This is a genomic window from uncultured Campylobacter sp. (assembly GCF_937997535.1).
Classification (GTDB): Bacteria; Campylobacterota; Campylobacteria; order Campylobacterales; family Campylobacteraceae; genus Campylobacter_B.
The window spans coordinates 1-13,193 of sequence record NZ_CALKTT010000010.1 but is presented as its reverse complement, the minus strand read 5'-3'; the positions used below and the strand labels follow the sequence as shown (position 1 = coordinate 13,193).

The 13,193-nt window shown below is 47.3% G+C and carries 11 protein-coding genes; 3 read left to right on the top strand and 8 right to left on the bottom strand.

Annotated features, from left to right (window positions below; genetic code table 11):
• Positions 1 to 209 precede the first annotated feature (209 nt).
• The 8 genes from trpC to exbB form a co-directional block, all read right to left on the bottom strand.
• Positions 210 to 1,010 carry an indole-3-glycerol phosphate synthase TrpC gene (gene trpC, locus Q0117_RS01360; protein ID WP_297921497.1) on the bottom strand — a complete coding sequence of 267 codons (801 nt, stop codon included), beginning with the start codon at positions 1,008 to 1,010 and terminating at the stop codon, positions 210 to 212.
• A gap of 2 nt (positions 1,011 to 1,012) precedes the next feature.
• Positions 1,013 to 2,857, bottom strand: coding sequence for a hypothetical protein (locus Q0117_RS01355; RefSeq protein WP_297921494.1), 1,845 nt, complete (start codon positions 2,855 to 2,857; stop codon positions 1,013 to 1,015).
• On the bottom strand, positions 2,836 to 3,195 hold the full coding sequence (locus tag Q0117_RS01350; protein WP_297921490.1) for a YkgJ family cysteine cluster protein: 360 nt from the start codon (positions 3,193 to 3,195) through the stop codon (positions 2,836 to 2,838). Before Q0117_RS01350 ends, Q0117_RS01355 begins: the two co-directional genes overlap by 22 nt.
• Positions 3,188 to 4,429 carry a methyltransferase gene (locus tag Q0117_RS01345; protein WP_297921487.1) on the bottom strand — a complete coding sequence of 414 codons (1,242 nt, stop codon included), beginning with the start codon at positions 4,427 to 4,429 and terminating at the stop codon, positions 3,188 to 3,190. Before Q0117_RS01345 ends, Q0117_RS01350 begins: the two co-directional genes overlap by 8 nt.
• On the bottom strand, positions 4,426 to 5,373 hold the full coding sequence (locus Q0117_RS01340; RefSeq protein WP_297897124.1) for an NAD(P)-binding domain-containing protein: 948 nt from the start codon (positions 5,371 to 5,373) through the stop codon (positions 4,426 to 4,428). Before Q0117_RS01340 ends, Q0117_RS01345 begins: the two co-directional genes overlap by 4 nt.
• A gap of 344 nt (positions 5,374 to 5,717) precedes the next feature.
• The gene (locus Q0117_RS01335; RefSeq protein ID WP_297921482.1) at positions 5,718 to 6,566 is read right to left on the bottom strand and encodes an energy transducer TonB; all 849 of its coding nucleotides are present in this window, start codon (positions 6,564 to 6,566) and stop codon (positions 5,718 to 5,720) included.
• The gene (gene exbD / locus Q0117_RS01330; protein ID WP_177389020.1) at positions 6,563 to 6,946 is read right to left on the bottom strand and encodes a TonB system transport protein ExbD; all 384 of its coding nucleotides are present in this window, start codon (positions 6,944 to 6,946) and stop codon (positions 6,563 to 6,565) included. The genes Q0117_RS01335 and exbD overlap by 4 nt, the downstream gene beginning before the upstream one ends.
• Positions 6,947 to 7,366 carry a TonB-system energizer ExbB gene (gene exbB / locus Q0117_RS01325; protein WP_040304198.1) on the bottom strand — a complete coding sequence of 140 codons (420 nt, stop codon included), beginning with the start codon at positions 7,364 to 7,366 and terminating at the stop codon, positions 6,947 to 6,949.
• Positions 7,367 to 7,651: 285 nt separating this feature from the next.
• On the opposite strand from exbB, the gene Q0117_RS01320 reads away from it, so the two are divergent.
• The 3 genes from Q0117_RS01320 to tsaD all read left to right on the top strand — a co-directional run bounded on the left by Q0117_RS01320 (position 7,652) and on the right by tsaD (position 12,777).
• Complete coding sequence (locus Q0117_RS01320; RefSeq protein WP_297921478.1) at positions 7,652 to 9,721, top strand: TonB-dependent receptor; 2,070 nt, start codon at positions 7,652 to 7,654, stop codon at positions 9,719 to 9,721.
• 361 nt (positions 9,722 to 10,082) lie between these two features.
• Positions 10,083 to 11,471: a cell envelope integrity protein CreD gene (creD, locus tag Q0117_RS01315; RefSeq protein ID WP_297921475.1), complete on the top strand. Its 1,389-nt coding sequence runs from the start codon at positions 10,083 to 10,085 to the stop codon at positions 11,469 to 11,471.
• Between the two features lie 298 nt (positions 11,472 to 11,769).
• Positions 11,770 to 12,777 (top strand): tRNA (adenosine(37)-N6)-threonylcarbamoyltransferase complex transferase subunit TsaD, encoded by a 1,008-nt coding sequence (gene tsaD, locus Q0117_RS01310; protein WP_297921472.1) that lies wholly within the window; start codon positions 11,770 to 11,772, stop codon positions 12,775 to 12,777.
• The last annotated feature ends 416 nt before the right edge of the window (positions 12,778 to 13,193 follow it).

The following is a 13,193-nucleotide window of genomic DNA, read 5'->3' as shown; positions in this document are numbered from 1 at the left end:
TAACAAACTCACGATGCAAAGCGTAGCGTGAATTCTCGCGCGATGTGCGATATTAAATTGTGGCGCGCCGCTAAATTTAAAGAGCCGTTAAATTTTAAAGTCCGCCGAATTTTACGAATTTTAAAATTTACTGCCTTAAAATTTCGCTCCGTTCGCTAAATTTAACCGCTCGCTTCGGGTTTAAGCTTGCGCGATCAAACGAACCGAATTTAAATTTTGCCGCCCGCGCCGAACTTTATCTCGCGCAGTGCCGCGCCGACGTCATTTTGGCGCATAAAATGCTCGCCGATCAAAAACGCATCGACGCCCGCCTCGTGCAGGCTTTTAAGCTGCTCGTGCGAGTGCAGACCGCTTTCGGCGACGATGATCTTGCCGTTTGGAATCAGCGGGATTAGCCGCTCGCTCAGGCTCGTATCGACCTCGAAAGTCTCTAAATTTCGATGGTTGATGCCGATAATATCGGCGCCTGCGAAGACCACTTTTTTCAGATCGTCCTTATCGTGGATCTCGCACAGCGCCCGAAGCCCAAGCCTGCGGGCAAACTCAAGTAGTTCTCTTAGCTCCTTGCGCTCAAGCGCTTTGGCGATCAGCAGGATAAAATCCGCGCCGTAAACCAGCGCCTCGAGGATCTGATAGCGATCTATGATGAAATCCTTGCGCAAAATGGGCGTATGCGTATAACGGCGGATCTGCGGGATGAACTCCAAATCGCCTCTGAAATAATGCGGCTCGGTAAGCACCGAAAAGACGCTCGCACCTGCATTTTCGTACTCCACCGCAAGGCTTAGCGGCTCAAAATCCTCTCGGATGATCCCCTTGCTCGGGCTTGCCTTTTTAATCTCGGCGATGATGCGAAGCGGATCCTTCTCGTCGCTTCTAAGTGCGCTTATGACGCCCCTCGGCTCGTAGGGATTAGCGCTTAGCGAGCGGCCGAGCAGATCCTCGGGCAGCCTTTCTTTGCGAAGCGCGAGATCCTCGCGAGTACGTTTTAAAATTTCATCCAAAATCATCGCTACTGCTTTGGTGTCTGGATTTTAGAGCCGGTGGGCTCTTTCGACGTAGAATTTTGCTCTGGCACAAAATCCTGCCTCGATACGGAATTTTGTCTTGACGAGACAGAATTCTGCGCGGCGGAATTTATAGGCGTCGCAAAATTTTCAGAAGCCGCGGAATTTGGTGTCTGGTTTTGAACCATGGAATTTGCAGACCCGGCAGAATTTTGCGAAGCGGAGTCTTTTGGCGTTAAATCACTCGTTGCAGCGGAGCTCGGACGTGCGGAATCTAACACAGAGCTTTCGGGCGCCGTAGATTTTATGGAATCAGACGTAGGGGTTTTTATTGCCGGGCTTTGCGGCGCCTGATCTTTCGGCGCAGAGCCTTTTATCGTAGCGGGGTTTTGCGATATAGAATTCTGCGGCGCTACGCCTGTGCCAGCGGCGCACGCATCGATCGCCTCCAAATGCTCTTTGCCTTCGGCGGAATTAAAAAATTCTGCGTCTTTGATCTTAGCCATTTCATTTTTAGCCTTGTCGCACTCGCCAAGCTTGTAGTATCCCCAAGCAAGCGAGTCTAGATAATACGGTGAGTCGGGGTCTTTTTGCAGGGCGCGGCGGACGAGCTCGATGCCTTTGCGAACGTCCAAATCGTGATCTATTAGGATGTAGCCGTAGTAGTTTAGATGCACGGGGTCTTTAAGCTGCGGCGCGATATTTTCAAATTTTGCCACTACGCTAGATAGGGTCTTGGCATCTACGTTTTTGCCCGCACTTTCATATTCGTAGATCGCCTCGATCGCCAAAAAGTCGTAATTTTTGGTCTTCATAAACTCATCGCGTGCCATTTTAATCGCGGTTTTATAGTCTTTTTTATGCGCGTAGGCATCGATTAGAAGCTCGCGCTTGTAGTCGTATTTCTTCAAAAGCTCGATTATTTTATCAAAGTCGTTTGAGTAGTAATAAATCGCTATCATATCGTCTAAAAATTTATTATCCCCTTTGGATTCATACAGCGCTTCATCGATCTTAGCGACATCCAAATAGCGTTTATTCGCGCGATACACATCAGCTAGCAGCTCGCACGCCATACCCTGGGCGCAGCCGTAGATGCGCCTGTGCGTCTCGATGATACGGATCGCTCCGTCCGAATCATCGAGTTTATTTAGCAGCACGTCGCATAACCTGATGAGATTTTCGTCGGTTTTGTCTAGCTCATAGGCTTTTTCAAAGTAGGTTTTGGCCAAAGTAAAATTCTCCATCGCATAATATGTCGCCGCTAAGATCGCGTAACTACGCGAAACTGGATCTACGGTGACCAGCTTAAGAGCAGCGGTATTGGCATTTAGATTATCTTTAATGCCTAAGTAGTAGCCGATTTTTACTCGCAGATACTCGGAGTCTGAGTTTAGGCTTTTTTCGCCGAGCTTTAAATAGCGCGCCGTATTTTTACGATCTTTGATCGCAAAAGCAGTCTTTAGCGCTTCTAGCAGATAAACGGACGAGCCCGTTTTATTGTATGCCTTTTCGTATAAAAACATCGATGCGACGGGATCTTTATGCAGTAGCTCCAAAGCTGTAAGCAAATCAAAATTTAGCTCGGCGTCTTCTTGCGCTCGCATCGCGTGATTTAACTTTTCTTTGGTTATACTTTTGGCGCTTACGCCGCGATTTATCAAGCTCTTTTTAATTGCATCTTTTGCACCGTTTTTTGTGCCAATGCTGGAATTCCGATCAGACGCCTTTTTATCCGTAACGGACTGCTTCGCTGCTGCAGCATTCGCCCCCCTCTCCGCACTTAGATACTGCGGCGCTAAAATCATCGCCGCGATTAAAATTCCGCTTAAAACCTTACCCCGATACATTCTTCCTCCAATTCTTTAGTATGCGTTTTAAAATATTCCCAAAATGGAAAACTGTGGCACTGCTTCGGACGCAGCTCGTAAATCCCGCAGTTTCGCTGCGCTTCGTCAAAAAACACGCACGCTAAGCCGCCTTCAAAGGGCTTTTCTTTTACGCTAAATCTAACGCCTATCTTATCCAAATACGTCCTTTTAAGCTCCGCGGGCGAAATTTCAAATTTTACCGCCAGCGCCGCAATCTCGCTCTCATCTATCCAGATATAGCCGCTCTCTCCCGTGCAGCACTTGCCGCCGCAGCGCTCGCACGCGCTAGCATTGAAGCTAAAGCCGAACTCACTCATAATCCACGCTCGTCAGATCCGCGCTTTTGTAGATCGCGTGGGCTTGTGCGGTGCGCTTTCCGTGCGCGCTAGCATAGATCGGAAGGACGATCTCACAGGGCGAGCGCGAGTTCTTACGAGCCTGCAAAAGCACGAGCTTAGCGGGCTTTGAAATGTCGGGATAGACAAAACCAAGCCTCGTCAAATTTAGCCTAAACTCGCCCAAAAGCTCGCAAATTTTAGCTAGCTTGCCCGCCTCGTAGCAAAAAATAAGTGTGCCACCAGGCTTGAGATGAGCGTTCGCAGATCGCACAAAATCCCGTAGCCTAAGGCTTGCTGTGCTCTTACTAAGCGCCATATGAGGCTCTTTGCTAAGCGAAATGCGCTCTCGATAAAAGGGCGGATTTGAGACGATAAAGTCAAAACGCTTCTCGCTTTTAAACTCCGCAAAATCCGCGTGCAAAATCTCGGCAGGCAGATCGTTTTGCAAAGAATTTATCCTTAAGATTTCTAAATTTCGCTCTTGAATTTCTAGCAAGCTTAGATTGATGCTTTTAAAATCGCGTTTTAGCAAAAATCCCAAAATTCCACATCCTGCGCCCACATCCAGCACGTCGCCGTATATCGCTCGCGGATTTAGAGCGCTTTTTAAACTACGCTCATCGCAAACTGCAAACCCCCCATCACGCAAGCACTCCGCAGCAAAATCCTCGCGCACCTTGGCGTCTTCAAATTTGCTCGCGAAATCTTTATCGTGCGTCTTTTGAGATTCTAAAGACTGCGCGATTTGCTCGTCACAAAATTTAAAATTTTCACCGCTTGCGATATCAGGCTTTAAAGCATGCTGGGCTTCGTCGTTTTGAAAATCGGAATTTTTATAGCGCTCGCTTTGAAATTTCTCCTGAAATTCCGCTCGAAATTCCATTTTAAATTCCGCCTTAAGTTCAGCGCAGCCATTACTTCCAAAATCGCGATCATTCCCCACGCTATGGTTAGCGGCATACGACTCTTCTTTGCTAAAAACGCAATCCTCGGCGCAAAATTCCGCTTCGCCGCCTGCGAAATCCGAAGCGCAAAACTGCGCATTAAAGCCTCCATCTGTCGCGTCTTTAAATTCCGCGCCACAGCCCAGCGCCCAAGAGCCATTTTGCGATGCTGCGTCAGCTTTACGCACGCCTGAGCTTCTTATAAAATTCCACAAAAAAATCGTATCGCTAGTGTAGCGATAACCCTTTTTTGGCTGATAAAGCCTCATCTGCGGATATTTTTGATGATGGTATGAGCGTGATTTATCGCCACCACGATCGATCCACCACTTCTGCTGATGAGATCTCCGCCGACGTAAAGCCCGCTAGTGGCAGTCTGGAGATTTTCATCCACGATCGGCACGCCGTTTTCATCGTAAGCGATGCCGCATTTTTTAAGAAAATCGATCGGGCTCGTGCCGCCGATCGCGTATATCACGCGGTCAAACACGAGCTCGGTGCCATTATCAAATTTTACCAGCACCTTGCCGTTTTCATTCTCAAGAGCCTCTATATCGATACCTAAGCGCAAGATGATGTTGCCGTATTTGGTCTCGCGCATTACGTCGCTTTCGTTCGTCTCATTTAGGCGGGTAAATTTAGGCTTGCGATAGCAAAGCGTTACGACATTGGTCTTACATAGCGCTATAGCGTATTCCGCAGCTGAGTTACCGCCTCCAACGACTAGAATTTTTTCATTGATCGTGCATTTATCGAGATTGAAATTTACCCGTTGCGTGATTGAAGGCGGAATTTTATAAGCGGGCTTATTAGGCTTGCCCATCCTGCCAATTGCGACGATGACGTTGCGCGCGCGGTATCCAGCCGAGCTAGTCGTGATATAAAACTCATCTGCGTGCTTTTCGATCTTTTCGACCTCACTTTTGAAATTCGTATCGATTTCATCGCTATCTAAGAGCTCGTCGAAATAATTTAGCACGCTCTCTTTTGTGCCGGTTTCAAACGAAATAGAGCCGCGCGTCTCGCTGTCAAAACCTTTATATTCTTTATCGACGCGCTTTTTATCTTTGTAAAACTGCCTAATCGTTTGAGAGTGGTTGTCGCCTTTTTCAAGCAGAAGTACGTGCGCAAGCCCGTTTCTTTTGGCTTCTACTACGGAAGCGATGCCGCAAGGACCACCGCCGATCACCGCCAAGTCGTAAACGTCTATCATAAATTTCCTTTAATCTTTTAAATTTCATACAAAATTATAGTAAAAATTCCATTAAAATCAGTGGAATTTCCTAGCAATTTCGCAGCTTAAATTTAAAATTTTAACGCTTTAAGATGCTTGCTTGGCTAAATTTAAAAAGACATAATTTTCTCCGTTTAAATTTTAAATTTCACGGCGCCAATCCGTTTGTAAAAACTAGCGCGGCAGAAGCGGCAGCAAGAGCAGTAAATTTTAAAATTTCACTTTGCCAAGATAGAATTTTGCGAGCTAAGATAAAACGGCAAGAGCGGTGAATTTTTAAAATTTCACCGCCCAGGCAGAAGTTTTTAGTAGAAGCTTTAAGGCTAGTTAAAATTTAACGTATATTTTATGCTAAAGTTAAATTCCATATCTTTCTCGACCTTTGGAAAGCTACCTTTTGTGCGCTCGACTGCGCTTAATGCGCCCTCATCAAGCGAATCGACATTCGAGGAAGACGTAACACGAAGACCTTTAACATCGCCGCTTGCCGTATATGTAAAGTGCACGCCTACGACGCCGATTTTACGCATACGCTGGGCATTTTTAGGGTAGTGTGACTGCGCGTAGCGCGAAATGATGGCGAAAATTTTCTTGCCGACATCGCTATTGCTAGGATCGCCGCGGCTTGTTATAGCGTCGCTACCGCCACCTGCGCTACTGGAGCCACCTCCGCCGCCGCTACCCAGCGAAATAGGCTTTGTCGGATCAAATTTTGCCGTTAAATTCTTATCGCTGCTTTGAACTTTATGCTCTTTTTTAGGCTTAGGTTTTTCGACCGGTTTTGGTTTTTCTACTGGCTTTGGCTTGGGCTTTTCGACCGGTTTGGGTTTTTCGACTACGGGCTCCGGTATCGGCTCGGGTTCAGGAATCGGCTCAGGCTCCGGTATCGGTTCCGGCTCAGGCGGAGTTGGTTCCGGTTCGGGCTCGGGCTCCGGCGGAGTGGGCTCGGGCTCCGGTTCAGACTCGGACTGATCGGAAGGAGGCGGGATATTCGGCTCATCCGAGATATCGCCCTGCCTAGCCTCGTCCGTTATACTATCGATGGAAAAGGCTATCATATCGGGCATGCTAGGCGGCTTCGGCGCCGAGGATATAAATACGAAAACACCCACAGCGATGATGCAATGCAGCACCAAAGATACAATGAAACCTACTGCGCTATCTTTATTCATTGCTCTTTTTCGGTCACGATCGCAAATTTTTCATGGCCCGCCTTTTTTAGGACATCCATGATAGAAATGAAAGAGGAAAATTTCGAGTCTTTATCGTTTTTCAATACGACAAGATCGTTTTTATCGAGAGCGGCAATTTTTTTCTCAAGCTCATCCTCGCTTATTGCAATATCGTCTAGGTAAATTTTAGATTCGCTATCCACTTTAATGGTAACTTTTTTATCCTCTTGCGGGTTTTGCGAGCTTGAAGAAGATGGAAGATTTACCTTGATATGCCCCTGCGCAATGAAAGTCGAGACACTAAGCACGATCGCTAACAGCACCAGCATAATGTCAATGAACGGGACGATATTTAGCCCGTCTCGTCTAGGAATGCTCATTTATTTAACCTCATCGTAGCGGTTTAGAAGCACATCTACCTTGCGAACAAAGCCATTGTAGATGATAAGCGTAGGCACGGCGACTACTAGACCCGTAGCCGTAGCTTTAAGGGCAAGCGAGAGACCTTGCATGATAGCCTTGGTATCGATACCGCTTGCAGTACTCATATCAAAAAATGTGATCATAATGCCGATGACAGTACCTAAAAGACCGATGTACGGAGCATTTGAATAAACAATATAAAGCGTCGTTAAATTTTTTGTCAGAGCCTCTTCATATAGCGCCTTGCTTTTGTAATCGCTCGCCTTAACCTTCGAATAAAAAAGCAGCCTTTCGATAGTAAACCACACAACTAAAAAGCTCATAAATCCGAGGATCGCAAAGATAATGTAATCCACGTAATGCGCCAAAAATTCCATAATGCCCATAAGCTCTCCTTAAAAATTTTAAAAATTTTTATAAATTCAGCAAAGCGCCTTGCCAAAAAAATGAGCGATTTTATCAAAAATAGATTTAATTTTTACTAAAATTTTGATGATCGATATTTAAATTATATTTTATCATTTAGCTTTATTTAATGATAATAAAGCATTCGGTGATAGAATTTTAATGATTTTAAAACATCTTGATAATTAATATAAAATAAAGGATTGATTTTATATTATTCGCCGTTTTTTAATCTTATTATCATTTGGGAATTTCGTATGAAAAAATTTCATCTGGCTTTGTCTTTGTGCGCGGTTCTTTGCTTAAGCGCACAAGCAGACGAGAAATCAAGCACTACGGACGCGTCCAAAAGCAAGGATTCAAATACGCAAAGCCTAGGCGTAATCGAAGTTACTAGCGATTCTAGCACGCCTAGCACCGTGGATGATGTCAAAATCAACACCCGCAACGCTACGCTCGTAAAAGACGTATTTCGCGACATTCCGGGCGTGTATGTGGGCGGCACCAACGGCATGAATCAAAAAATTTATATGCGTGGCGTAAGCGATCGTGGCTTAAATATCACGATTGACGGCGCGAAGCAAAACGGCAATACCTTTCATCACAACGCCGATTTACTAATCGATCCGGATCTTATCAAAGCCGTAGAGGTCGATGTAGGCGCGCGCTCAGTCGTGAACGGCTCGGGCGCTTTGGGCGGCTCAGTTGCCTTCAGGACGGTAGACGCTTCTGACATGCTTGAGGACGGTCAGGATATCGGCGCCAAGCTCAAAGTGGGCTATACGAGCAATAACGAAGGCTATTCGCAAAGTGCGATGCTCTACGGCAGGGCGTTTGATAGCCTAGATATGCTTGCTGCGTTTAAGCACTACGGATACGGCTTCGGCGAATCCGGCAATGGCAAACCTACGGGCGGTGATGGCAACGATATAAATTATCTATTCAAGGCGGGCTATAGCTTTTTGGATTTCCATAAAATTTCGCTCTCTACCGAGCATATGCAGTATAAAGGTCTCTATCCGCTGCGACCGGAATTCGGCTCATGGTTAAACGGACAGCTGGATAACCGCAAATACGAACGCGATACACACACGATCAAATACACGTATAATCCAAGCGACCTGCTAGAGCTCGACATCACGGGATATTACACTAAACATCAACGCATCGGATCGACTTCAACGAACGTAAAATGGGGCGTCGAGACCAAAGGCGGCAAAATCGGTGCTAAGAGTAAATTTGAAACGGGTGATCTGGCTCATACGCTGCGTTATGGCTTTGATTACTACCGCTCCGAAAACTACGTTAAGCCCGGCAATCTACGCCCCGAGAAGGTTGATAATTATAGCTTTTATATCGAGGATGCTATGCGCTACGGCGGGCTTACGATAACTCCCGGCGTGCGCTACGAAAGGCACGAGCTAAAGACTTACAACGGCAGAGGTGCTAATATCTCTAGCTACAAATATAAATTCAACGAAGTAAGCCCCGCCTTGGCGCTTGATTACGAGATCGGCGCGGGATTTAGAGCGTTTGCGAGCTATGCGCGGGTATTTAGAGGACCTGACGTAATGGAGAGCATGATGGCTGCGGGCACTAGCCGCGGCAGACCACTAAGCTGGATGGCTAACGAAAATTTAAAAGCCACTACGGGCAACGCCTACGAAATAGGCGGTCGCTACAAAAGCGATCTGGCAGAAAATTCCTCAGTAAGCCTAACTGCGAAGTATTTCAGAACGGAATATAAAAATCTCATCGTAGATAACAATGCGGCGGGCGGAATCGTCGGCTGCCCGGGAGGCGCACAGGGCACCTTATGCAGGGCTAACGCAGGCGGTGCGGATATCGACGGCATCGAGCTTTACGCAAGATTGATATTAGATGATTTGAGCCTTGCTGCGGGCTACACACACCAGCACGTAGAATATAAAGACCGCGTGCGCAGCGGCTCGGGCTATCTAAGCTCAAACATCATCGGCTACCGCGACTATGGCGATAAATACACCTTCAATGCCGAGTACGCAATCTCTGCGGCGGATCTACTGCTGGGCTATAACTTACTCTTTTTCGACTCCAAAAACGTAGCCTCCGCAAATAGCGACGAAAAAACAAAAGTGCCTAGCTACGCGGTTCACGATCTATATGTGACCTACGCTCCGGATAGCGGGCGATTTAAAGGGCTTGAGATCAACGCGGGCGTTTACAATCTCTTTAATAAAGCCTACGCGTCGCACTCGCAGCGCAGCGCCGATTTCACCGGTGATGCAAATGCCATCGACTGGGAGCCTGGACGAAATTTCAAGCTAAGCGTAGCGTATAAATTTTAAAGCTTACGCGAGATGACGGTACGAAATTTTGCACGCTAAAGCGGCGAAATTTTAAAAATTCAAAGCCCTTGGAATTTCAAAATTCCAAGGGCTTTATAAATTTGAAATTCTTAGACTTAGAATTTCAAGCTTTTAAATCTTACTAACAGAAATTTTCTCGTAAAATTCTTGCGAATAGCAAAATTCTCATTCGCAATGAAATTCTAGCTTGCGGCAAAATCCTCAAAATTCAAAGCGATATCCGCAGCGCTTCACATCCAAAGTTCGTTTAGAATTTATAAGATTCCTCCCGCTTCAAGCGCCGTCCATTTACTCTTCATCGTTAAAATTCTGTTTTTAATTCTACTTAAAAGGAGAGCCTTTGTTAAATTATACTAAAAACGCCATCCGAGGGGCATTTTGGACGAAACCGTTCATAGTTTTAGTGCTGCTTTTGCTGCTGCTAATCCCGCTAAGCTTTATCGATAATCTTACCTACTCCCGCTCCGAAACCAAACAGCTCGCGCAGGATTCGATCCTCACACCGGTGGGCGGCGAGCTGCAAATCCAGGGCCTTGCGATCGTAGTGCCCTACGCAGAGATAATCGAAGCGATAGACAAAAGCAACAACGAACTCGTAAAAAGGCGCGTAGAGAAAAATTTCATCATCGTGCCTAAAAACTACTCCCTCGCGGCAGAGATCGACCCCACCTATCTAAAGCGCGGGATTTTTCGCGTTCCGATATATAACGGCGACTTCGCGCTAAAAGCGGACTTTGAGGCGATAAACTATACCGAGCTCGGCGTCGATCCTGCGCGGCTAAATTTCGACGAAGCCGTGCTAGTGCTCGGCGTAGGCAATCAAAAATCCTTCACCGCCTCCCCCGCTTTAAGCTTAAACGGCAAGGAGCTTAAGCAATATCACGGCAACACCGAAGCTAAAATTTTCGATCGGAGTTTAATCTACAAGCTCCCCACTTCCGCGCTGTCGTCTGATTTTAGCATCAGCGGCACGCTTAAAATCCAAGGCGGCGAGGCACTTCATCTAGCTCCGATCGCGCAAAATAGCCGTTTTGAAATTAGCTCTACTTGGGCATCGCCTAGCTTTGGCGGCGGCTTTATCGCCAAATCGCGCGAGGTAAGCGCTAGCGGTTTTAAAGCTTCATGGGAAGTTACAGGCTTAGCCGCAGGCATTGCTCCTGCGTGGCTTGCAGATCAAGATGACCGCGTCGCTATGACGAACTGGCACAGCAACGACGATAGAAATGACGCCGTAAGCATCGGCTTCATCGAGCCCGTGAACAACTACTCGCTGATTAAGCGCTGCACGGATTACGCACTGCTGTTCTTAGCGGTGCCGTTTTTGGCGATCTTTTTGTGTGAGGTTTATACTCACGAGCGCATCCACCCGATCCAATATCTACTCATCGGGCTTGAGGACGTCGTTTTCTACCTGCTGGTACTTTCACTCTCCGAGCATATGGGCTTTGCGCTTAGCTATGCTGCTTCGGCGATCGCGGTAAGCGCGATAGTATTTTTCTACGCAAGCGCGATTTTTAAAGGCGCGCGCTGGGGCGTTTTCATCACTTGCGTTCAGCTCGTTTCATACGCGATCCTCTACGTCATCTTAAATTCCGAAGACTACGCCCTATTAATGGGAAGCTTAATGATATTCGCGGTGATTTCGCTGGTGATGTATTTTACTCGCAAGCTCGACTGGTACGATACGGCGATCCCAAGCGGCGAGAAAAAACAGGAGCCCGAAATTTAACCTTTAAATTTACCGCTAAATTTAATCGCAACGGCCTTTGGAGCTTTAAAATCCAAAGGCTTTTTTAAATTTGCTCGCTAAATTTCAACTGCCAAAATTTCATCTATTTAAAATTTATCCGCCGAGGCAGACGAACCGCGACCGAGCCGAACGGCGCGCTTTAAAATTTAGCCCCGCGAGCGCGAACATATCGCGACAAAGACAAAATTCAAAGCGCGCCGTTTTAAATTTTAAAATTTCATCTGCGCCGCAAAGCCGATTTTTGAGTATAATGAGCGAAAAATTTTAAGGATTTTGTGTGATACTTGCTATTGAGAGCAGCTGCGACGACAGCTCGGTCGCGGTGATGGATGAGCGCAGTTTCGAGCTGAAATTTTACGAAAAAATAAGCCAGGAGGCCGATCACTCTAAATACGGCGGCGTCGTGCCCGAGCTTGCCGCGAGGCTGCATACGGAGGCGCTGCCGCGGATTTTGCAGCGCGCAAAGTCCTATTTTAGCGAGCTTAGCGCCGTCGCAGCGACCAATACCCCGGGGCTTAGCGTAAGCCTGATCGGCGGCGTGAATATGGCAAAAGCGCTCGCGCTCGCGCTAAATCTGCCGCTCATCGGCGTAAATCATCTCATAGGCCACGTTTACTCGCTGTTTTTAGGCGGCGAGGCGCGATTTCCGATGGGCGTTTTGCTCGTTAGCGGCGGGCACACGATGGTTTTGGATATCGACGCGGCGGGCGGTATCGAAATTTTAGCGACCACGGGCGACGACAGCTTCGGCGAGAGCTTCGATAAGATCGCAAAGATGCTAGGCCTCGGCTACCCGGGCGGCGCGCTCATAGAGGAGCTTGCAAAAGGCGGCGAGCCGAGGTTTGAGCTGCCCGTGCCGCTAAAGGGCGACAGGCGGCTGGAGTATAGCTTTTCGGGGCTTAAAAACGCCGTGCGCGTGCAGATCGAAAAGCTAAAAGAGGCAGGCGAGCTGGATGAGCGGGCGATGCGCGATCTGGCGCGCTGCTTTGAGGACGCGGCGTGCGCGCACATACTGGATAAATTACAGCGGATCTTTGAGCTGCGCCGATTTGCGCGATTCGGCGTCGTGGGCGGAGCGAGTGCAAACCTGCATCTGCGCGGGCTTTTGACTGATCTGTGCGAGCAGGCAGGCTGCGAGATACTTTTCGCGCCGATGAAATTTTGCTCCGACAACGCCGCTATGATCGCGCGCGCGGCGATAGAAAAGCTGCGTAAAAAGGAATTTACGGCACCCGCAGAGCTTGAGATCATCCCGCATCTAAATCTACGCTCGGCATTTGAGTGAAATTTTAAAATTTACAAATAGTCCGCACCCGCTAGCGGTTTCTCACGCGCTGGGCGTTTGAGTAAAATTTTATCTCGCGCTTGCTCACGGTTGGGTTTGGATAAAATTCACTTTGAATTTACACATCGCGTTTCAGGCTCGCGCCACGTTTCGCTAAATTTCTCTCGTGCTCGCACCGCCATCGGTACCGCTAACGTTGCACGTCCTTGTCGCTTGCAATGTCTACTAAAATTTTTGATCGACTTGTTTGCCAGTCATTTTTTATCCTTTCTCAATCGTGCAAAAATGTTACAATCTGGTGTTCTTTTGGTAGAAATTTTCTACCGTCAATACCGCGATTGCCATATTCTTTTAAAGCCTTATTTAAGACGTCATAAAGTTCATCTAACGAAATTCCGTCAATACTAGAATTTATA